Below are 20,263 nucleotides of genomic sequence, written 5' to 3' on the forward strand. Positions count from 1 at the left end.
GGTGGCGGTGGACCATCCTGAGTCGGCCAGTCGGGGTCAGGGGTGCGTTAGCGTGAGTCATGAGTGGGTCTCTTCTGGCAGGTGGGTGGTGTAGGAACTTCCATCCTGCGGGGCGGGGCCCACTCGTCTCATCTCAGCCCGGTACCCATGTCAAGAACCTCATGACCCACAACAACTAGGCTGGGCGCGTGCCCGACTCCCCCGCCCCGCCCCGCCCGAACCCGCACGAGGGCGCCGACCGCGCCCCGGCGCCCGGCACTCCCGGGTTCCGTATCCTGCTGCTCACCCCGGAGATCCCGGGCAACACCGGCAATGCGATCCGGCTCGCCGCCCTCACGGGGGCCGAGCTGCACCTCGTGGAGCCGCTCGGCTTCGGGTTCGAGGACGCGCACCTGCGCCGCGCGGGCCTGGACTACCACGACCTCGCGGTGGTGACGGTGCACCCGGACCTCGACGCGGCGCTCGCGGCCCTCGCCCCCGCCCGGGTGCTGGCCTTCACCGCGCGCGGGTCCGTGCGCCACGACCGGGTCGCCTACCGACCCGGAGACGTGCTGCTCTTCGGCCGCGAGTCCACCGGCCTGCCGGAGGAGGTGCTGGCCGACCCGCGGGTCACCGAAACCGTCTGCCTGCCCATGCAGCCGGCCCGTCGGTCCCTGAACCTGGCGAACGCCGTCTCCATCGCCGTGTACGAGGCCTGGCGCCAGTACGACTTCGCCGGGTCCGCTGCCCACCCCGATTCCCTAGACTGAGGCCACCATGCAGACTCCTGACGCGTCCGAGCCCCACGCCGACCGCCCCGACGACGCCGGCCAGCCCGCCCTGGACACCCTCCTGCGCCGCAGCGCCGAGGGCGACCGGGCGGCCTTCTCCGCGTTCTACGACGCCACGGTCCCGTGGGTGCACGGCCTGGCCGAGGCGATGTTCGGCCCCGGCGACGACGCCGCCGAGGCCACCGTCCGCACCTACCTGACCGCGTGGGAGGAGGCGTCCGAGGCCGGCCTCGACCTGAGCGAGCAGGACGACGCGACCCACCGCGAACGCCAGGTGTTCACGTGGCTCGAGGTCCTCGCCCACCGCGTGATGGCCTCGCTGCGCCGCGCCGGCGGCTCCGCGGCGGAACGTGAGCGTCGTCCCGGCCCGGCCGGCCCCGCCGCGCTGCCGGAGGACCTCGTGGACCGGGTGGACCCAGACGCGTTCGAGGCCGTGCGGCTGGCCTGGCTGGGCGGCTGCACGGACCGGGAGGTCACCGAGCAGCTCGGCCTGCCGGCCGACCGGGCCCGCACCCTGCTGCGCGACGGCGTCCGGCAGGTCGTCGCGGCCCGCCGCGACCTCACGCAGGACGCCGCCCGGCCGTCCGCGCCCGCCCCGGCCTCCGGCCCGGCCCTGGGCGCGGGCGTGCGCGAGGACGTCGACGCCGGCCGCACACTCGAGTTGGCCGACCTCGCGGCCGTGCACGCCCTCGACACGGCCGGGCACACCGCGGCGTTCTCCGCCGTGCAGCGGCGGGGCGGCGAGCTGGCCCGGTGGCGTTCCCGGGTGGACGGGGCGCGCCAGGCGGTGGCCTGGGCGTTCCGCTCCGTGACGGCCGAGCCGCCGTCGGCCCTGCTCGACGAGGTCCTGCGCCGCCTGCCCGCCCAGGACGTGGGCATGGACCTGATCGGCGACGAGTCGGCCCCCGCCGGCCCGCCGCGGGACCGCCTGCGCTGGCTCAAGGTGACGGCGCTGGTGCTGCTCGCGGCCCTCGTGCTCGGCGTCGGCGGGTGGACGGTGTGGAGTCAGTTCACGCGGCCGGGCATCGTGCACCGCATCGACCAGTCGAAGGACCTGTTCACGACCTCGGAGTATCCGGCCCAGGACGGCGGGAGCGTCCAGGCGTTCCTGTCCCGGGAGCAGAACAGCGGCTACCTGATGATCAGCGGGATGCCCCAGCTGCCGGAGGGTCAGTCCTACCAGCTGTGGCTCTACCCCTCGGACGGCACGGCCCCGGCCTCGCTCGGCACGTTCGACGCCAACGGCTTCGGCGAGCCCGTGACCTTCCGGGGGCTGGACCGCTTCGCGGCGATGGGCATCTCCGTGGAGCCCAGCTCGGGCTCCGAGGTGCCGACGTCGGAGCCCATCGTCGGCGTGGACCTCGACCCCACCGCGCAGACCGGCCCGCGCTACGGCGGGCGGCCGAGCAACAACTGAGTCCCCGGAGCAGAAGGGCCGACGACGCGGCGCGTCGTCGGCCCTTCTGCTGTGGGGGCGGTTCAGAACCCGGCGATGGTGCGCGGACCGTTGACCGTGACCAGGTGGAACGCCTCGGCGTGGCCCTGCCCGGCGGCCGGGCCGGCGGCGTGCCGGTGATGTTCGGCCATCTGGGCGAGCACCTGCCGCCGCATCGCGTCGACGTCCGGGTGCTGGGAGAGGTGGGCGTCGAGGGCGCGCAGCTTCTGCTCCGCCAGGCCCGTGACGTCCACGACCGTGTTCCGCCGTGCGGCGGGGGCGGCGTACAGCAGCAGGTGCCGGATCTTGAACGCCTCCAGCCCCTCCGCCGCGAGCTCCGGGTACGCGTACGGGTTCTCGACCGCCGGGTACGCGGCGCGCACCACGGCCTCGCCGCAGGCGAGGTGGTCCGGGTGGGCGGCCTGCATCCGCTCCCAGTCCCGCTCGGGGTGGGTGCTGAGGACGACGTCCGGGCGGACGCGGCGCATCAGGGCCACGAGCTTGCGGCGCACGCCGTGGTCCGGCTCGAGGTGTCCGTCGCGCTCGCCGAGGAAGTGGACCTCGGCGGCGCCGACGACGGCGGCGGCCGCCCGCTGTTCGCCGTGGCGGCGGGCGGTCATCGCTTCGGGGCCCTCCGAGTCGAAGCCGCCGGCATCCCCGTCCGTCACGATGCACAGCTCGATGTGCAGCCCGGCCGCGCTGAAGCCGGCCAGGGTGGCGGCGGCCCCGAAGTCGAGGTCGTCCGGGTGGGCGCCGACGGCCAGGACCCGGCGCCAGCCGTGGTGGGCCGCGAGCGCGGCGGGGGTGGTGAGCGTGGTGGTCACGAGCGGGTGTCCTCCGTGAACGTCACCTCGGTCGTCTGCTCCGCGCCGTCGCGGAGGTAGGTGACGTCCACCGAGTCTCCCACGCGGTGCTCGCGGACGACGGCGGTGAGGGACTCGGAGTCGATCACCGCGCGGTCGCCGACGGCGGTGATCACGTCGCCCTCCTTCAGCCCGGCCGCGTCGGCCGCCGACTCTCCCACGACCTGCTGGACGCGGGCGCCGTCGCTGAACACGGTCCGGGCGTTCTCGCTGCCGCCCTGCACCTCGGCGGGCTCCGGGGTGACGCTCACGCCGAGCATGGCATGCGTGGCCTTGCCGTGGTCGATCAGGTCCTGTGCGACCCGCTGGGCGTAGTCCACGGGGATGGCGAAGCCGACCCCGATGTTGCCCGCCTCGCTCGGGTCCTGGCCGGCCGAGGCGATCGCGACGTTCACGCCCACCAGGCGACCCTCGGCGTCGACGAGCGCGCCTCCGGAGTTGCCGGGGTTGATGGCCGCGTCGGTCTGCAGCACGTTGATGTACACCTCGCCCCGGGTGCCCTGCGGGGTGCCCGGCAGCTGGAAACGGTACTGCTCGGCGCCGGAGGACGAGCCGGAGCTCTCGCCCTGCGGCTCGGGCGCCTCGGAGGACGCCACCGCGATGGTCCGGTCCAGGGTGGAGATGATCCCGTCGGTCACGGTGTTCGGCAGGCCCAGGGGGGCGCCGATGGCGACGGCCTCGTCCCCGACCTTCAAATCCCCGGACCGGCCGATCTGGATGGGGGTGAGGTCCGGGGCGTCGATCTTGATGACGGCCAGGTCGGACAGCGGGTCGGTGCCCACGACGGTGGCAGCGTAGACCTCCCCGTCCGAGGTGCGCACCGTCAGCTCGGCGTCGTTGTCCTGGCCGCCGAGGGTGACCACGTGGGTGTTCGTGAGGATGTGCCCCTCCGTGTCCAGGATCGACCCGGAACCGGAACCGGAGGCGGAGCTCGACGTCGCGGAGATGGTCACCACGGAGGGCAGCGCGGTCCTCGCGGCGTTCCCGACGGCGGTGTCCGCCACGGGCTGTCCCCCGGCCTCGGCCGAGGTGTCCGTCGCCTGCGAGGAGGAGGAGCTCGCGGCCTCGGAGGCGGCCTCGCCGCCGTCCTCCGCGACCGCGCAACCGGAGAGCCCCACCATGAGCACGGCTGCGGCGAGCAGGCCCGCCCCGGCACGGGCGCGGGACTGGGGCCGGGGACGCGCGACGGTGCGGGCCGTCGGCACGGGGGGCTGGGTGGGGGCGGCGGTCTGGTCCACGGGGTCCTCGCTTCGGGTCGGGCCCCGGGCGGTCGACACAGACGCCCGTCGTCTTGCGGACGCGCGCCCCGGGGCACGTCCACGCTAGCGTGCATGACTGAACGCCGCCTAGAGGCCGAACGTCCGCTCCTCCCACGGTCCCGGCCGCGCCGGATCCCTGGTGCCCGATTCCCACGCCGCCCTACACTCAACCCCAGGATCCGGCGGGTCCGCCCGGTGCGGCGGCTCGCCTCCGCCGTCGAAGGAGACCCCGCATGACCGTGCCCACCCGCCCCGCCGATGTCGGCCGTCTGGCGCGCGCCGTGACCGCCGCGGGTCTGGGAGGCCTGGGCCTCCTGGTGGCGGCACCCGCCTCGCACGCCGTGACGGTGCCGCCGGGCGTGTACGTGGTGGACGAGGCCGGGGTGCTCTCGACCTCCGATGAGCAGCGGCTGACCCAGGAGATCCAGGACCTGCGCCGGGACACCGGGCAGGGGCTGTACGTCGTCTACGTGGATGAGTTCAGCACGGACGCCCAGACGCTGGCCCAGGACGTGGCGCGCCAGCGCGGGCTCGGGACGAACGACTCGGTCCTGGCGATCGCGGTCGAGGACCGCGCCTATGGGCTGGACAGCGGCGGGGACGCGGACCTGCAGAACCAGGTGACGCGCACCTACGTGGGCCCGGAGCTGTCCAAGATCGGCACGGACCCCGGCTCGGCGGAATGGCTCGCGGCGGGCACCGCCGCGGTGCAGGGGCTCGACGACGCCGCCGACGGCACGCTCGACGGCACGGGGGCCAGCGGGGCCGAGTACGATCCGGCCGGTGCCCTGCCGGCCGGCACCGCGGGCGACGGGAGCACGGCCCAGGGCGCCTCCGGCGGCGGGGCCCTGACGGCGGTGCTCGGCGCGGGCGCGGTGGCCGCGGCCGTGGGCGGCGGCGTGCTCGTGGCCCGCAGCCGGAGGCGCACGCAGGGCGGCGCGGTCGAAGGGGGCCGCACCGAGGAGGTCCGCCGCGACCCCCTCGACGAGCTCAGCGTGGAGCAGCTGCGCACCCAGGCCGGCTCGAAGCTCGTGGCCGCGGACGACGCCATCCGCTCCTCGGAGCAGGAGCTGGGCTTCGCCGAGGCGTCCTACGGGGAGAAGTCCGTGGCGACGTTCCGCGAGGACATCGATCGGGCCAAGGAGCACATGCGGGCCTCGTTCCAGCTCCAGCACCAGCTCGACGACGAGATCCCGGACACCGAGGCCGAGCAGCGCGCCTGGCTCAAGGAGATCATCCAGCGCAGCGAGGCCGTGGGTGCGGCCCTCGCGGCGCACAAGAAGGAGTTCGACTCCCTGCGCGACCTCGAGAACCAGGTGCCCGAGGCCCTGGAGCGCGTCGACGCCCGCCTGCCCGAGGCGCGGTCCCGGGTGCAGGAGTCCGAGTCGGCGATCGCCGCGCTGCACGGCCAGTACGCGGAGTCCGCCCTCGCCGAGGTCGCGGACAACGCGACGCAGGCCCGGGAGCGGCTCGAGTTCGTGGAGACCGCCGTCGCGAAGGCGCGGAGCGCGTGGGACGCCCAGGACCGCTCCACGGCGGCGCTGGCCGTGCGTGCCGCCGAGGAGGCGCTCAGCCAGGTGGACACGCTCACGGAGGCGGTGGGCAAGGCCGAGGGGTCCCTGCGGGCCATGCTGGGCAACCTGCAGACGGGCCTCGCCCAGTCCGAGCAGGACGTCGCCGAGGCCGAGGCGCTCGTGGCCAACGGGTCGAACCCCGAGCTGGCCGGCCCGGTGGCGGGGATGAAGAACGCCGTGAACGCGGTGCGCCGAGCCCTCGCGGCCGGCCGCCCGGACCCCCTGGAGCTGCTGCACCAGCTCGAGGCCGCGCACCGCCAGCTCAACACCCCGCTGGCCGGCGTCCGCGACGCTCGCGAGCAGGCCCGCCAGGCCTCCCAGGTGCTCACCTCCACGATCGCCCAGGCACAGGCGCAGATCGACGGCACGGCCGACTTCATCGGCGCCCGACGCGGTGCCGTGGGCTCGGAGGCCCGGACCCGGCTCGCGGAGGCCGACCACACGCTGCGTTCGGCGATCAGCCTCGGCCGCACCGACCCCGTGGCCGCCCTCCAGCAGGCGCAGCGCGCCTCCCAGCTGGCCGAGCGCGCGAGCGAGCTGGCCCGCGCGGACGTCGAGGGCTTCGGCTACGGCCCCGGCATGGTGGGCGGCATGTACGGTGCACGCCCGCGCGCCGGAGTGGGCGGCAGCTTCGGCGGCGGCCTCGGCGGCGCACTGCTCGGCGGCATCCTGATGAACTCGATCCTGAACAGCGGCAGCTGGGGCGGCGGCGGCTTCGGCGGGTTCGACGGCGGCGGCCTCGGCGGCGGCGACTTCGGCGGGTTCGGCGACATCTCCGGCGGCGGCTTCTGACCCCCCCCCCCCCCCCCATGAACTCCGGCGCCCCGGGCGCCGGCCCGGCCCGCACGCGCGGGACGGGGTGGACGCAGGCCGACGGTCTGCGCTGACGTGAAAGACCGACGAAAGGCAGACACCATGGTCAAGCAGTCCATCTTCGGCCGCATCAGCACGCTGGCGAAGGCCAACATCAACGCGATGCTGGACAAGGCCGAGGACCCCCAGAAGATGCTGGACCAGATGGTCCGCGACTACACGAACAACATCGCGGAGGCCGAGGCCGCCGTCGCCCAGACGATCGGCAACCTGCGAATGATCGAGGACGACTACCGCGAGGACCAGGACGCGTCCCGCAGCTGGGGCCAGAAGGCGCTGGCCGCCTCCCAGAAGGCCGACGACTTCCGCACCAAGGGTGACACCGCCTCGGCGGACAAGTTCGACAACCTCGCCAAGGTGGCCATCGAGCGCCAGATGGACTTCGAGCGCCAGGCGAAGTCCGCGGAGCCGACCATCGCCTCGCAGCGCGAGATCGTGGAGCGCCTGAAGACCGGTCTGGACCAGATGAAGGTCAAGCGTCAGCAGCTGGTCGCCAAGCGCGACGAGCTGACCGCCCGCGCCAAGTCCGCCCACGCCCAGTCCGCGGTGGCCGACGCCGTGAAGTCGATCGACCTGCTGGACCCGACCTCCGAGGTCTCCCGCTTCGAAGAGAAGGTCCGTCGCGAGGAGGCCCGCGTGCGCGGCCAGCAGGAGATCGCCGCCTCCTCCCTCGACGCCCAGTTCGAGTCCCTCGAGGATCTCGGCGAGAAGACCGAGGTGGAGGCCCGCCTCGCCGCCCTCAAGGCCGGCGGCGCCGGCCAGGCCGCCCTCACCTCGGGCGACGTCGACGCCGACGAGACCCTGACCCTCGACTACGCCGCCGAGGGGACCGCCGAGGAGACCGGCACCGCGCGCGGCTGACCCCGCCCCGCCCCACGGCCCGTCGCCCGGCCCACGCCGGCGCGGCGGGCCGTCCTCGTGCGCCCCGGCCGGTGCCCCTCCCGGACGCGCCCCGGCCCCCGCACTCCTTTGGTACTGTCCCGGGGTCCCTCGGCACACTCCGCGGGACGCCCCCGTCCCCGCACAGAGGAAGAACCCCATGCAAGAGCAGTTCACGGCCTGGTCCGTGCTGGTCGACGCCGGCCTCATCGGCGCGCTCCTGGCCGTGGGCACGCTGGCCCGTGCCGTCATCACGCCCCTCCAGACCCTGATGATCCCGGCCTCCGTCATCGCCGGCATCCTGGGCCTGGCCCTCGGCCCGAACGGCCTGGGCTGGCTGCCGTTCAGCTCCCAGCTGGGCACATACGGCTCGATCCTGATCGTCATCGTGTTCGTGTGCATCGCGCTCACCGACGACTTCGACGTCCGCAAGATCGGCCGCCCCGTAGGCGCGTTCGCGTCCTACGGCGTGCTGATCTACTCCTCCCAGGTGGCCATCGGCGCCCTCGTCACGCTGGTCCTCCTGCAGCCGCTGTTCGACGCGCCCGACTCGTTCGCCGCCCTGCTGTTCGCCGGCTGGGCGGGAGGCTTCGGCTCCGCGGCCGCCGTGGGCCAGGCGTACGCGGCCAACGGTGATGCGACCGTCACCTCGCTGGCCTACACCTCGGCCACCGTCGGCATGATCGTCGGCGTGGTGGGTGGCATCATCCAGGCCAAGATCGGCGCGCAGCGCGGCCACGCGCGGGAGTTCGCGGGCCTGACCTCCATCCCGGAGGAGCTGCGCACCGGGGTGCTGAACCAGGTGGAGGAACGCCCGGTCATCGGCCGGCACACCTTCTCGGCGGCCTCGGTGGAGTCGCTGGCCTTCCAGGTCGGCGTGGTCGCGATGATCGCGGCGGCCGCGCACGGCGTGGTCTCCTGGATCACGGCCGTGTGGCCGAGCGTCGTGGGTGAGGACGGTCCCCAGCTGATCATCCCCGCGTTCGCGATCGCGTTCCTCCTCGGCCTGATCGCCCGCGTCCTGTTCCAGGCCACGAAGACGGCGAAGTTCCTCGACCCGGGCTCGCTGAACTCGGTGTCCGGCACCGCCACGGACATCCTCATCGTCTGTGGCATCGCCGCGATCGCCCCGACCGTGGTCGTGGACTACTGGCAGCCGCTGCTGCTCCTGTTCGTGATCGGCCTCGCGCTGGCCCTGTTCCTGGGGATCGTCGTGGCGCCGCGTGTCATGACCGACGCGTGGTTCGAGAAGCAGCTGTTCACGTGGGGCTGGGCCACCGGCGCCGTCGCCACAGGCGTGGCCATGCTGCGCATCGTGGACCCGAAGCTGAAGTCCGGGACCATGGAGCAGTTCGGCGTGGCCTACATCCCGGTGGTGCCCGTGGAGATCGCGGCCGTGTCCTTCGTGCCGCTGCTGCTCATCGCGGGCCTGTCCTGGGCCGTGGTCGGCATCTGGGGCGCCATCGCGATCATCGCGATCATCGCTGCCGTCTGGCTGCGCCGCACTGATCCTGGCCGCCGCACGCCGGCCCAGCAGGCGGTCCGGGCCTCGAGCCGCTGACGCTCCCCCACCGATCGCCCGAGGGCGGTCAGCTCGCCCGCCGGCACCGTGCCGGCGGGCCGGGGCGACCGGTCCCGGACATGCGAGAAGGCCCCCAGCAGATGCTGGGGGCCTTCTCCTTCTCGTTGCGGGGGCAGGATTTGAACCTGCGACCTCCGGGTTATGAGCCCGGCGAGCTACCGAACTGCTCCACCCCGCGGCGACTTCTAGAACTATACACACCTGTTCCGTCGAGTTCAAATCGGCGTCAGCACCCCGCCATCCGGCGGCCATGCGGCGGCCACCTGCCCCGAAGTGACAGCGGCCCCGACCACGCGCGGTGCGTGGCCGGGGCCGCCGTCGACGGTCCGGCGGGCCCGGCCCGCCGGCGCCGGCTCAGCCGCTCGGCGTCGGGCTGGGGCTCGACGACGGCGCGGGGCTCGCCTCGGCCGGGGCCTGCTCCTGGGCGGGTGCGTCGCCGCCCAGGGCGTCGTCGGCGGCGGTGGCGCGCTTCAGTGCCTCGTTGAGACGCTTCTGCTGCTCGCCGTAGCCGGCCCAGTCGCCCTCGGCCAGACGCTCCTGGCCCTGGACCAGGGCGTCCTGAGCCTCCTCGAGGGCCGCCGAGAGCTCCTCCTCGACCGTGCCCGGAGCCGTCGGCTTCTCGCCCGGTGAGGGCGCCTCCGCCTGGTTCTCCTCCGGGGTGACCGCGCCCGAGTCGCCGTCGAACACCTGGTCCAGGGCCTCCTGGAGGGTGTCCGCGAAGCCGACCTTGTCGCCGAAGGAGACGAGCACCTTGCGCAGCGTCGGGTAGGTGGTGCCGCCCGAGGAGCGGACGTACACCGGCTGGACGTAGAGGATGCCGCCGGCCACCGGCAGGGTGATCATGTTGCCGTTGAGCACCTCGGACGCGCCCTGGCGCAGCAGGTTCAGCTCCCGCGAGACGTCCGCGTTCGAGTCGAAGTTCGCCTGCGCCTGGCCAGGGCCGGGCACCGTGGTGGACCGCGGCAGCTCGAGCAGTCGGAGCTTCCCGTAGCCCTCGGCCTTCACGCCGTCCTCCCCCGAGCCGGCGTCGCCGGTGGCGGAGAGGAAGCCGTAGAGCACGTTGCGCTGCTGGGCACCGTCCGTGATCTGCGGGATGTAGCTGCTGGTGAGGGAGAACGCCGGCTCGTCCTGGCCGGGCATCTGCAGCGTCATGTAGTACGGCGGCTGCTTGACGTCCTCCTCGCGCGTGGGGTCCGAGGGCACGGACCACGCGTCGTTGTTCTCGTAGAAGTCGTCCGCATCGGTCACGTGGTAGCGGCCGAGCAGCTCGCGCTGGACCTTGAACATGTCCTCCGGGTAGCGGACGTGGTCCATGAGTCCGGCGCTCATCTCCGAGTACGGGCGCAGCGAGGACGGGTACACGTTCTGCCAGACCCGCAGCAGCGGATCCTGGTCGTCCCACGCGTAGAGGGACACCGAGCCGTCGTACGCGTCCACCGTCGCCTTCACCGAGTTGCGGATGTAGTTCACCCGGCCCTGCATCGCCGGGTTCTGGCCCTGGCTCAGGGAGTCCACCGTGACCTCGCCCAGCTGCTGGGCGGTGGAGTACGGGAACTGGTCCGAGGTCGTGTAGGCGTCCACGATCCACTGCACGCGGCCATCGACGATCGCCGGGTAGGGGGCGGTGTCCACCGTCAGGTAGGGCGCGACCTTGCGGACGCGCTCGGCCGGGTCGCGGTCGTAGAGGATCTGCGAGGCCTCGTTCACGTCCGAGGACAGCACCAGCTCGGGCGAGCCGAACTTCACCGCGTATGCGAGCCGGTTGAACAGGTTGCCCACCGAGGGGCCGCCGTCGCCGGAGAAGGTGTACGCCGTGTCCTCCTTGGAGTCGGCCGTCTGCGGCCGGTCGCGTTCGACGGCCGGCGCGCCCTCGGGCGCACCCACCACCGAGTACGAGGGCGAGTTGTGCCCGAAGTAGATGCGCGGCTCGTAGTCCTGGTCGGAGGCCAGCGGCCCGCGCGTCGGGATCTCGGAGAGCAGCCACTGGGGCCGGCCGCCGGCCGCGACCTCGGAGGCGTCGGCCACGACCATGCCGTAGCCGTGCGTGTAGATGGTGTGGCGGTTCACCCACGACTGCGAGTCGTCCACGTTGACGTCACGGGCCGCCAGGATGGTGTCCCGCGTCTGGCCGTCCACCTCGTAGCGGTCCACGTGCAGCGTGGTGGGGAACGAGTAGTACGGACGGAACTGCTGGAGCTGCCCGAAGGTCTGGGAGATCAGGTTCGGGTCCATGAGACGGACGTTGGCCGTGTTGGCCTCCTCGCCCGCCAGGGCCCCGGCCTCGGTGTCCGTGGCCCCCTCGTAGTTCGTCACCTCGACGTCGTCCAGGCCGTACGCCTCGCGCGTCATGGCGATGTTCCGCTCGATGTACTCGGACTCGAGCGTGCGCTCGGACGGCTTCACCTGGTACTCCTGCACGATGAAGGGGTACGCCGTGCCCACCACGAGCGCCGTGATGACCAGGACCGCGGTGCCGATCAGCGACAACCGCCACCGGCCCGAGACCACCGTCCACACGAACAGGCCGGCCACGATCACGGCCGTGACCGCCAGGATCGCCGACGTCGGGATGACCGCGTTCACGTCCGTGTAGAGCGCGCCGGCCCAGTTGCCGGTCTGCGACTGCGTGGTGCGGTAGCGGTTGAGCCAGAAGTTGACGCCCTGCAGCAGCAGGAACACGGCCAGGGTGATGCCGATGTGGGCGCGCGCCGCCGGGGTGATCCGCACGCCGCCGCCCTCCTCCACGCGCACCGCGCCGTACAGGTAGTGCACCAGAAGACCGGTGATGCCGGAGACCAGGACCACCGAGATCAGGTACCCGACCACGAGCGTCAGGAACGGCAGGGTGGCCATGAAGAACATGAGGTCCAGGCCGAACTCCGGGTCCGCCTGGCCGTAGGGCACCTGGTTCAGGAACAGCAGGACCGTGTTCCAGCCGTTCATCGCGGTGGAGCCGGCGAACACGCCGAGCACGAGCGGGACACCCAGGAACACCAGGCGCCGGATGGGCTCCAGCTGGCGCTGGGCCTGGCTGAGCGAGTCCCGCGCGGCCGCGGACGCGTCCGCGGGGCGGTGGCGCCAGGCCGTGCGGATCGCCAGCCACACGGCGAGGGCCATCCCGAGCCCGGCGATCAGGAACAGCGCGGCCTTGGCGACGACCTCGGTCCAGAAGACCTCGGTGAAGCCCAGCTGCGCGAACCACAGCACGTCCGTGTAGACGTTCGTGAACACCACGAACAGCCCCACGAGCACGGCCACCGCGATGATGGTCAGCACGAGCGCGCTCGGCCGGCCCGGCCGGCCCCTGCCGCGCGCGGCGGAGGACCCGCCCCCGCCGAACGGGCCGCCGGGGCCGCGGTCGCCGTCGTCGCCCGGGCCGCGCGGGGCGCCGCCGAAGGGGCCGAACGCCCCGAACGGGCCGGACTGGCCCCCGGCGGTCCCGCCGCCGTCACGGGGCGGGCCGCCGAACGGTCCGCCGCCTCCCTGTCCGAAGCTCACTGCTCTGTCCTCTTCCCTCCCGCGTCCGCGGGGCTCTGCTCCGGTCCGGGGCGCTGCGCCCCGGACATGTCGTCCGGTCTGGTGGTCTGGTGGTCCTGGTGTGCGTCGGCTCAGCCGCACGTCCGGGCGGCGGCCGGGCTCTCCCCCCGGGCCACCGCCTCGACGATGTCGCGGGCCTGGCCCAGCGTGTCCACGGGGTACACCGTCAGACCCTCGGGCACACGGCCGGCCAGCTCCTCGCAGTTCGCCGTGGGGGCGAGGAACGTCGTGGCCCCCGCCTCGGCGGCGCCGCGCACCTTCTGCGGGATCCCGCCGATGGGACCCACGACGCCGTCCCCCGAGATCGTGCCCGTTCCCGCGATCGGGGCGCCCCCCGTCATCGCGCCCGGGGTCAGCCGCTCGATCACGGTGAGCGCGAACATCAGACCCGCCGAGGGCCCGCCGATGTCCGGCACGGTCAGCTCGACGTCCACCGGGACGTCGTAGGCGGTCTCGATCAGGGCCCCCATCTGCCACGGCTGGGGCGCGCCCTCGGGGGCGGCCGCCACCGGCACCTCGAGGTCCTGCTCCACGCCGTCGCGGCGGACCGTCAGCGTGACCGGGTCGGGCCCCGCGGCCCCGACGGCGGCGCGCACGGCCTCCAGGTCGGCCACGGGCCGTCCCTCGGCGGCGATCACCTCGTCCCCGGCCCGCAGGACACCCTCGGCGGGCCCGCCGGACACGAGCTGCTGCACGACGAGCCGCTGGGGCACCTCCCGGCCGAGCTCGTGCAGGGCCGCGGCGGTCGCGGTCTGCTGGGAGTCCGACATGGCCGCCGAATTGGCCTCGCCGACCTCGTCGGAGGTGACGCCGGTGGGGTACATCAGCTCGCGCGGGACCACGTCCACGGCGGGGTCCGTCAGGCCGCGGCCGAGATCGAGCAGGGAGGTGGTGCCGATGGGCGGGCCCCCGACCATCACGGTGGTCATGGCCAGGGTCCCCTCACCCGGGTCCGCCTCGCCGCCCTCGACGCGCAGCACCGGTCGACCCTCGCGTTCGCCCAGCAGGTCCACGGCGGGGCCGGGGCCCTCGAGGATGTAGGGGGTGGGGGCCAGCAGTGCCAGCCCGGCGCTGCCCAGGGCGAGCCATCCGGAGAAGGGCACGCGGGCGGCGCGGGTGGTCCTCGAGGGCACTGCGCGCACGCGACACCGTCTTTCCTGGGGGTCCTGATCGGGCCGTCCTCGCCGCCGGGCACGGGCCGCGCGGCGACGGTCACACCAGTCTACGCGGGGCCGCGACCCCCGCCTGCCCCGCGCGACGCCGTGCGCCATGGGCGAACCGCGCCGCCGCGACGTCGGGAGGGCGGGCGCGCCGCGCCGACGCGGATACGCTGGAGACATGAGCAACGACGCGCGCACGCCCGGATCCGACGACGGCCGCGACCCCCTGGAGGAGATGCTGCGGCAGCTCTTCGGCGGCCAGGGCCCCGACCCGGACGAAGTCCGACGCGCCATGGAGGGCCTGGGCGGCCCCGGCGGGGTGCCCTTCGACCCGTCCCAGCTGAATCCGGCCATGATGCAGCAGGCCATGGCCCAGTTCCAGGCGATGATGAGCTCCGGCTCCGGCTCGGACGGCCCCGTGAACTGGGCTCTGGCGAAGCAGGCCGCCCGCCAGGCCGTGGCCGGCGAGGACCCGGCCGTCGGCTCGTTCGCGCGACGCGAGGTGGACGAGGCGCTGCGGCTGGCCGAGCTGTGGCTCGACGGCGTCACGCAGACCGAGCCCGTCGGCAGCGTCGGCGTGGCCTGGTCCCGTGCCGAGTGGGTCGAGGCGACCATGGACCAGTGGCGCCGGCTCACCGAGCCCGTGGCCGTCTCGATGTCCCGCGCGATGTCCGCGGCCATCGAGCAGCAGCTGCCGGGCCAGCTCCCCGAGGGCATGGACGCCTCCCTGCTCGGCGGGCTGCAGCCCATGCTGAAGAACATGGGCGGCACGATGTTCGGCCTGCAGCTCGGCGGCGCCGTGGGCGCCCTGGGCAAGGAGGTGCTCTCGGGCACGGACATCGGCCTGCCCGTCGCCGGCCACCGTCTCGCCCTCGTCCCCGTGAACATCGAGGAGTTCGGCGACGGGCTCTCGGTGCCGGACGACCAGATCCGCATCTACCTGGCCCTGCGCGAGGCCGCACGCATGCGCCTGTTCCTGCACTCGCCGTGGCTCGAGCGGGACCTGTACGCCGCCGTCGAGCAGTACGCCGCGGGCATCCGCCTGGACACCGAGGGCATCGAGCGGGCCGCGCAGTCGGTGGACCCGATGGACCCCGGCTCCCTGCAGGCCGTGTTCGACGGGGCGTCCTTCATCGCCGCCCCGGACGCCACCCAGCAGGCCGCGCTGGACCAGCTGGAGCTGCTCGTCGCCCTCGTGGAGGGCTGGGTGGACGTGGTGGTCGCCGAGGCCGCGCGCCCCCTCGAGTCGGCGGCCGCCCTGCGCGAGACCATGAACCGCCGCCGCGCCTCGGGTGGCCCGGCCGAACAGGCCTTCGCCGCCCTCGTGGGCCTCGAGCTGCGCCCGCGCCGCCTGCGCGAGGCCGCCGCGTTCTGGGAGCACGTCACGGCCGAGCACGGCACGGAGTACCGCGAGGAGATCTGGCGCCATCCCGAGCGTCAGCCCACGGCGGAGGACCTCGAGGACCCCGCCGGGTACGCCGGGCGCCGCTCCGCCGCGGACGCCAGCGCCGAGTCCCTCGACGACGAGCTGCGCAAGCTCCTCGAGGGCGGCTTCGGCGACGCGCCGCGCGAGGGCTGAGCCCCTCCCGGCACGACGGCGGCGGGCGGTCCGGCACCTCGGGTGCGGGCCGCCCGCCGTCGTGTCAGCCCGCGTCCTCGTCCTCCGCCCACCGGTCTGGCGCCGTGCGACCGCGGCCTTCGGCGAAGGTGACCCCCTCGAGGAAGGCCATCGCCTCGGCGTAGCGCGGGTACCGGTCCACGAGGCGTCGGAAGGCCGGGCCGTGTCCGGACTCCAGCAGGTGGGCCAGCTCGTGGACGAGCACCGCCGCCACCACCCAGTCCGGCATGCCGCGCAGCTGCGTCGAGAGCCGGATGGTGCCGCGGGCCGGCGTGCACGAGCCCCAGCGGCGGCGCTGCCGGGCCGACCACGTGACCGAGACCGGACGGGCCCGCCCACCCAGGTGCGCCGCCGAGAGCCGTCCCGCCCAGGCCAGGAGCGCGTCGTCGGAGCGAGCGTCGGCGGGGCCGCCGTCCGGGTCGGCCGCCGGCTGCCCCGTCCCGCCGCGTGCGCCCACCTTCGCGACCATCCGGCCGATCCACTCGCGCTCCTGCGCGGCCGAGAGCCGGGCCGGGACGTTGACCTGCAGGCGGCCGTCGCGCCACGCCGCCGAGACGGTGCGGGTGCGGGCCGTGGAGCGCACGAGCCGCACGGGCGTGCCCTCCCAGTCCAGATGGATGCTCTCGCGGGCGGGACCGCGGTGGGCGGCCGGGACGGCACGCGGAGGGCGGCCGGGGGCGGGCGGGACAGGGCGCATCCGGCCATTGTCCGGCATGGGCCGCAGGCTGTGGACAATCCGGCGCGGTCCGGGAGTGCCCTGGCAGGGTGGGAGGCACCGAGCCGAGAGGAGAGCCGTGCGCACCGTCGCCGAGACCGTCACCACCGTCCCTCATGATGCCGCCGCGTCAGCGCTGGAGCCGGGGGCGTGGGCCCCGCCGACGGACGTCCATGTGGCGGGCCTCGACGCGGTGGGCGCGGCGATCGCCCACGCGCTGGCGGGGGCCGGGGCGCTGCGCCTGGCCCTGTGGGATCCGCGGCCCGTCGACGCCGCGGACCTGGGGACCGGCCTGCTGCCCGGGGACCTCGGTCGGCCCCGGGCGGGTGCGCTCGAGCGCCGGCTGGGCGATGTGGCCCCCGGGCTGCGCGTCTTCGCGCACCACGGCCCGGTGCCGGTGCTCGTGGGGCAGGCGACGGTGGCGGTGGGGTCCGTGCTCGACGCGGACCTGGCCGCGCAGGCCCTGGCCGCCGACCACCCGCTGCTGCCGGTCACGGTGGGGCCGAGAGCGGTCACGGTCGGACCGTGGTGCGCCCCCGGGGTGCGCGGGTGCCCGCTGTGCCGATGGCCCGCGGACCCGGCGGGCGTCCCCGGTGTCCCGACGGCGCCCGGCCCGTCGGCGCACCGGGGACAGGTGGACGGGCTCGCGGCGCTGCGGGCCGCCGTGCTGACCGTGGACGCGCTGCGGACCGGACCGGCCCCCGGCGTGCTGCGGGCCGATCGGGTGACGGGACGCACGCGCCGGGTGAAGGTCCGCCCCCGGCCCGGCTGCGCCTGCGACCCGGATGCGCTCGGCTGGGCGTTCTGACGGGGGCGGCGCCGCCGGCGGAACGGGGTGCGGGCCCGCGGCTCAGGCCGTCGGGGTGCCGTGCAGCAGCTCGAGCAGCTCCGGTCCGTGCTTCTCCAGCTTGGTCTTGCCGAGGCCGGGCACCTTCAGGAGCTCTGCCGGGGTCCTCGGCATGGCCTCGGCGATGGCCACGAGGGTGGCGTCCGTGAACACCACGAACGCGGGCATCCGCATCTCGGCGGCCGTGCGGGTGCGCCAGTCGCGCAGCTCCTCGAGCACGGCCTCGTCGTAGGTGGCGGGGCAGTCCAGGCAGCTGCCGACCTTGCGCTCGGCTCCCGTCTCGAGGGGCTTGCCGCACGTGCGGCACACGGCGACCTTCGCACCCCGACGCCGCGGCGCCGTCGGGCCGGCCGCGGATCCGCGGGCCGGGGCGTGTTCGCGGGTGCCGCCGAGGGTCGGGTCGATGGCCCACAGGAACCGGGAGGGCCGCCGGGTGGAGCGCCCGCCCGTGCCCCGCGAGAGCGTCCACGTCAGCGACAGGTGCTGGCGGGCACGCGTGATCCCCACGTAGAGCAGGCGCCGTTCCTCGTCCACCTCGGCCTGGGTCTCCGCGAAGGAGATCGGCATGAGCCCCTCGGACAGGCCCACGAGGAACACCGCGTCCCACTCGAGGCCCTTGGCGGAGTGCAGCGAGGCCAGGGTGATGCCCTGCACCGTCGGCGCGTGCTGGTGCTGAGCCCGCTCGTCGAGCTCGGCCACGAGCTCGGTCAGCGTGAACTCGGCCCCGCGCGTCGTGGCGAGCTGGCCGGCGAGGTTGACGAGGGCGTGCAGGGACTCCCACCGTTCACGGGCCGCGCCGGAGGCCGAAGGCGGTTCGGCGGAGTAGCCGAGCGAGGAGAGCACGTCCCGCACCCGGTCCGTGACGTCGTCGCCCGTCAGGTCCTGGGCCGCGCGGGCGGCGGCCCGCAGCTGCAGGATGCCGTCGCGCACCTCGCGCCGGGAGAAGAACCGCTCGCCGCCGCGCAGCTGGTAGCCGATGCCCGCTGAGGACAGCGCCGTCTCGAAGGCCTGGGACTGGCCGTTGGTGCGGAACAGGACGGCGATCTCGGAGGCAGGCACGCCATCGTCGATCAGCGCCGCGATCCGGTCGGCGACCCAGCCGGCCTCGGCCTCGTCGTCGGTGCACTCCGCGAACACGAGGTCGGGGCCGGCCGGCCGCTGGGAGACGAGCTCGAGGGGGTCGGGCCAGCGCGGCATCGTGCGGTCCCGCTCCCCCGCCTTGGTGCGGTCCGCCAGCAGGCGGTTGGCCGCCTCCACGATCTGCGGGCTGGACCGGTAGTCGCGCACGAGCCGGACCACCGTGGCCGCGGGGTACCGCTCACGGAAGTCGGTGAGGAAGCGGGAGGTCGCGCCCGTGAACGAGTAGATCGTCTGGGAGGCGTCGCCGACGACGCACAGGTCGCCGCGGTCGCCGAGCCAGAGGTCGAGCAGGCGGTGCTGCAGCGGCGAGACGTCCTGGTACTCGTCCACCACGAACACCCGGTACTGGTCCCGGATCGTGGCCGCGATCTGCGGCTCGGTGGACAGGATCCCCACGAGGATCAGCAGCACGTCCTCGAAGTCGATCATGTTCCGGGCCGTCTTGGCCTCCTCGTAGCCCGTGTAGAGACGGGCGACGGTGGTGGCGGTCCAGCCGGCGGGCATCTCCCGCTCCTTGGCGGCCTCCGCGTAGCCCTCGGGGGCGTGCAGGGAGACCTTGGCCCACTCGATCTCGCCGGCGAGGTCGCGCAGTCCGGCCCGGTCCACGGTCATCCGCATGCGCTGGGCGACCTCGGTGAGCAGGCGCACCTTGTTCTCGATCAGCGAGGGCATGGGGCCGCCCACGGCCTGGGGCCAGAAGTACTGCAGCTGGCGCAGGGCAGCGGAGTGGAAGGTGCGGGCCTGGACGCCGGCCACGCCGAGGTCGCGCAGGCGGGTGCGCATCTCCGCGGCGGCGCGCGCCGTGAAGGTCAGGGCGAGGGTGCGGTGCGGGTCGAAGACGCCGGAGGCGACGCCGTAGGCGATGCGGTGCGTGATGGCGCGGGTCTTGCCGGTGCCGGCGCCGGCCAGGATGCAGACAGGCCCGTGCAGGGCCGTGGCGGCCCGGCGCTGCTCCGGGTCGAGGCCGCGGAGGATCTCGTCGGGAGTGCTCATGCGGGACGAGTCCTCCTTAGGTGATCAGGGTCTGCGCATCGGGCAGCGTCCCACCGTACCAATCCTCGATGAGCGCCCGCGCGATGGACACGGCCCCGGGCAGGGTGACGTCGCCCTCGCGGGCCAGATGCGCGAGCTCCTCCCGCTCGAACCAGCGCACGGAGAGGATCTCCTCGCCGTCCGGAACCGGCTCGGCGCCGGCCGGGGCCAGGGCGGTGAACCCGAGCATGAGCGAGCGCGGGAACGGCCACGGCTGGGAGCCGCGGTAGCGCGGCTGCGTCACCGTGATCCCGGACTCCTCCGCGATCTCCCGGACCACCGCGTGCTCCAGGGACTCCCCCGGCTCCACGAACCCGGCCAGGCAGGAGTACAGCCCCTCGGGCCACGCCGCGTTGCGGCCCAGCAGGATCCGCCCGGCCGGGTCGATGACGGCCACGATCACCGCCGGGTCCGTGCGCGGGAACTGATCCCGGGAGCAGTCGCGGCAACGACGCACCCAGCCGGCCGCCTCGACGTCCGTGACGCCGCCGCAGAACGCGCAGAAGCGGTGGGTGGCGTGCCAGTTGGCGTTCGCGACGGCGGCCACGAACAGCCCGGTGTCCGCGTCGCTGAGGGCGGCGGCCGCGTCGCGGAGGCCGACCCACACGGCGTCCGCGAGCGCGGTGGCCGCGTCCTCGGGCAGGGCCGCCGGCGGCTCGACGGCGACGGAGACCACCGCGCGCTCCCGCCCGTGCGGGCCCCGGTCCGCCGCGGTGCCGCGGCCCAGATACGCGGCCTCGGCCGGCACGGGGCCGGAGGGCGCGGTGAAGACGAGCCGGCCGTCCGCGACCGGCGCGCGGCCGCCCTGCAGCCACAGGACCTCCGTCTCCTCGCGCGCCCAGACGGCCGCCAGGTGGCCCGGGTCGAGGCGGGCCACGGCACCGCGGTCCAGCTCCTCGCGGGCCAGCGGCAGGGCCAGGGGTGGTGCGGCGGTGGGGTCGGACGACGACGGGGGGCAGGAAGCCATGCGTCCAGGCTA

The 20,263-nt window shown here is 74.4% G+C and carries 14 protein-coding genes and 1 tRNA gene; 7 read left to right on the top strand and 8 right to left on the bottom strand.

What is annotated here, in order from left to right; translation table 11 throughout:
- The first annotated feature begins 188 nt into the window (after positions 1 to 188).
- Both NR072_RS07460 and NR072_RS07465 read left to right on the top strand, forming a co-directional pair.
- Positions 189 to 749 (top strand): tRNA (cytidine(34)-2'-O)-methyltransferase, encoded by a 561-nt coding sequence (locus tag NR072_RS07460; protein WP_036314371.1) that lies wholly within the window; start codon positions 189 to 191, stop codon positions 747 to 749.
- Between the two features lie 7 nt (positions 750 to 756).
- Entirely contained in the window at positions 757 to 2,187 is a 1,431-nt protein-coding gene (locus tag NR072_RS07465) for an anti-sigma factor domain-containing protein (protein ID WP_129867200.1), read from the top strand.
- Between the two features lie 62 nt (positions 2,188 to 2,249).
- Here the strand turns inward: NR072_RS07465 and NR072_RS07470 are convergent, their stop codons facing one another.
- Both NR072_RS07470 and NR072_RS07475 read right to left on the bottom strand, forming a co-directional pair.
- Positions 2,250 to 3,029 carry a PIG-L deacetylase family protein gene (locus NR072_RS07470; RefSeq protein WP_256836673.1) on the bottom strand — a complete coding sequence of 260 codons (780 nt, stop codon included), beginning with the start codon at positions 3,027 to 3,029 and terminating at the stop codon, positions 2,250 to 2,252.
- On the bottom strand, positions 3,026 to 4,306 hold the full coding sequence (locus NR072_RS07475; RefSeq protein WP_052833458.1) for a S1C family serine protease: 1,281 nt from the start codon (positions 4,304 to 4,306) through the stop codon (positions 3,026 to 3,028). The genes NR072_RS07470 and NR072_RS07475 overlap by 4 nt, the downstream gene beginning before the upstream one ends.
- Positions 4,307 to 4,560: 254 nt before the next feature.
- On the opposite strand from NR072_RS07475, the gene NR072_RS07480 reads away from it, so the two are divergent.
- From NR072_RS07480 to NR072_RS07490, 3 genes are all read left to right on the top strand, one after another.
- On the top strand, positions 4,561 to 6,693 hold the full coding sequence (locus tag NR072_RS07480; RefSeq protein WP_044659763.1) for a TPM domain-containing protein: 2,133 nt from the start codon (positions 4,561 to 4,563) through the stop codon (positions 6,691 to 6,693).
- Between the two features lie 123 nt (positions 6,694 to 6,816).
- On the top strand, positions 6,817 to 7,635 hold the full coding sequence (locus NR072_RS07485; protein ID WP_002854906.1) for a PspA/IM30 family protein: 819 nt from the start codon (positions 6,817 to 6,819) through the stop codon (positions 7,633 to 7,635).
- A gap of 178 nt (positions 7,636 to 7,813) precedes the next feature.
- Positions 7,814 to 9,214: a sodium/glutamate symporter gene (locus NR072_RS07490; RefSeq protein WP_041105135.1), complete on the top strand. Its 1,401-nt coding sequence runs from the start codon at positions 7,814 to 7,816 to the stop codon at positions 9,212 to 9,214.
- A gap of 125 nt (positions 9,215 to 9,339) precedes the next feature.
- Here the strand turns inward: NR072_RS07490 and NR072_RS07495 are convergent.
- The 3 genes from NR072_RS07495 to NR072_RS07505 form a co-directional block, all read right to left on the bottom strand.
- Positions 9,340 to 9,413 (bottom strand) — tRNA-Met (locus NR072_RS07495).
- A 176-nt stretch (positions 9,414 to 9,589) separates the two neighbouring features.
- On the bottom strand, positions 9,590 to 12,733 hold the full coding sequence (locus NR072_RS07500; protein WP_256836689.1) for a UPF0182 family protein: 3,144 nt from the start codon (positions 12,731 to 12,733) through the stop codon (positions 9,590 to 9,592).
- A gap of 110 nt (positions 12,734 to 12,843) precedes the next feature.
- Positions 12,844 to 13,914 (bottom strand): PDZ domain-containing protein, encoded by a 1,071-nt coding sequence (locus tag NR072_RS07505; RefSeq protein WP_227717880.1) that lies wholly within the window; start codon positions 13,912 to 13,914, stop codon positions 12,844 to 12,846.
- A 196-nt stretch (positions 13,915 to 14,110) separates the two neighbouring features.
- Here NR072_RS07505 and NR072_RS07510 point away from each other — a divergent pair, with 196 nt between their 5' ends.
- Positions 14,111 to 15,511 (top strand): zinc-dependent metalloprotease, encoded by a 1,401-nt coding sequence (locus NR072_RS07510; RefSeq protein ID WP_044659760.1) that lies wholly within the window; start codon positions 14,111 to 14,113, stop codon positions 15,509 to 15,511.
- A 64-nt stretch (positions 15,512 to 15,575) separates the two neighbouring features.
- On the opposite strand, the gene NR072_RS07515 is transcribed toward NR072_RS07510, so the two are convergent.
- Positions 15,576 to 16,247, bottom strand: coding sequence for a M48 family metallopeptidase (locus tag NR072_RS07515; RefSeq protein WP_036314354.1), 672 nt, complete (start codon positions 16,245 to 16,247; stop codon positions 15,576 to 15,578).
- 97 nt (positions 16,248 to 16,344) lie between these two features.
- On the opposite strand from NR072_RS07515, the gene NR072_RS07520 reads away from it, so the two are divergent.
- Positions 16,345 to 17,073 (top strand): ThiF family adenylyltransferase, encoded by a 729-nt coding sequence (locus NR072_RS07520; protein ID WP_063189532.1) that lies wholly within the window; start codon positions 16,345 to 16,347, stop codon positions 17,071 to 17,073.
- A gap of 42 nt (positions 17,074 to 17,115) precedes the next feature.
- On the opposite strand, the gene NR072_RS07525 is transcribed toward NR072_RS07520, so the two are convergent.
- Positions 17,116 to 19,245 (bottom strand): ATP-dependent DNA helicase UvrD2, encoded by a 2,130-nt coding sequence (locus tag NR072_RS07525; RefSeq protein ID WP_063189534.1) that lies wholly within the window; start codon positions 19,243 to 19,245, stop codon positions 17,116 to 17,118.
- 16 nt (positions 19,246 to 19,261) lie between these two features.
- Entirely contained in the window at positions 19,262 to 20,251 is a 990-nt protein-coding gene (gene nudC, locus NR072_RS07530; RefSeq protein WP_256836698.1) for an NAD(+) diphosphatase, read from the bottom strand.
- Positions 20,252 to 20,263 lie beyond the last annotated feature (12 nt).

The organism is Micrococcus sp. Mcc89, assembly GCF_024519795.1.
Classification (GTDB): Bacteria; Actinomycetota; Actinomycetes; order Actinomycetales; family Micrococcaceae; genus Micrococcus; species Micrococcus luteus.

Excerpts from the sequence above, each read along its gene's own strand:
- NR072_RS07490 (WP_041105135.1), top strand. The coding sequence starts at position 7,814 with ATGCAAGAGCAGTTCACGGCCTGGTCCGTGCTGGTCGACGCCGGCCTC.
- NR072_RS07525 (WP_063189534.1), bottom strand. The coding sequence starts at position 19,245 with ATGAGCACTCCCGACGAGATCCTCCGCGGCCTCGACCCGGAGCAGCGC.
- NR072_RS07480 (WP_044659763.1), top strand. The coding sequence starts at position 4,561 with ATGACCGTGCCCACCCGCCCCGCCGATGTCGGCCGTCTGGCGCGCGCC.
- nudC (WP_256836698.1), bottom strand. The coding sequence starts at position 20,251 with ATGGCTTCCTGCCCCCCGTCGTCGTCCGACCCCACCGCCGCACCACCC.
- NR072_RS07465 (WP_129867200.1), top strand. The coding sequence starts at position 757 with ATGCAGACTCCTGACGCGTCCGAGCCCCACGCCGACCGCCCCGACGAC.
- NR072_RS07485 (WP_002854906.1), top strand. The coding sequence starts at position 6,817 with ATGGTCAAGCAGTCCATCTTCGGCCGCATCAGCACGCTGGCGAAGGCC.
- NR072_RS07510 (WP_044659760.1), top strand. The coding sequence starts at position 14,111 with ATGAGCAACGACGCGCGCACGCCCGGATCCGACGACGGCCGCGACCCC.
- NR072_RS07515 (WP_036314354.1), bottom strand. The coding sequence starts at position 16,247 with ATGCGCCCTGTCCCGCCCGCCCCCGGCCGCCCTCCGCGTGCCGTCCCG.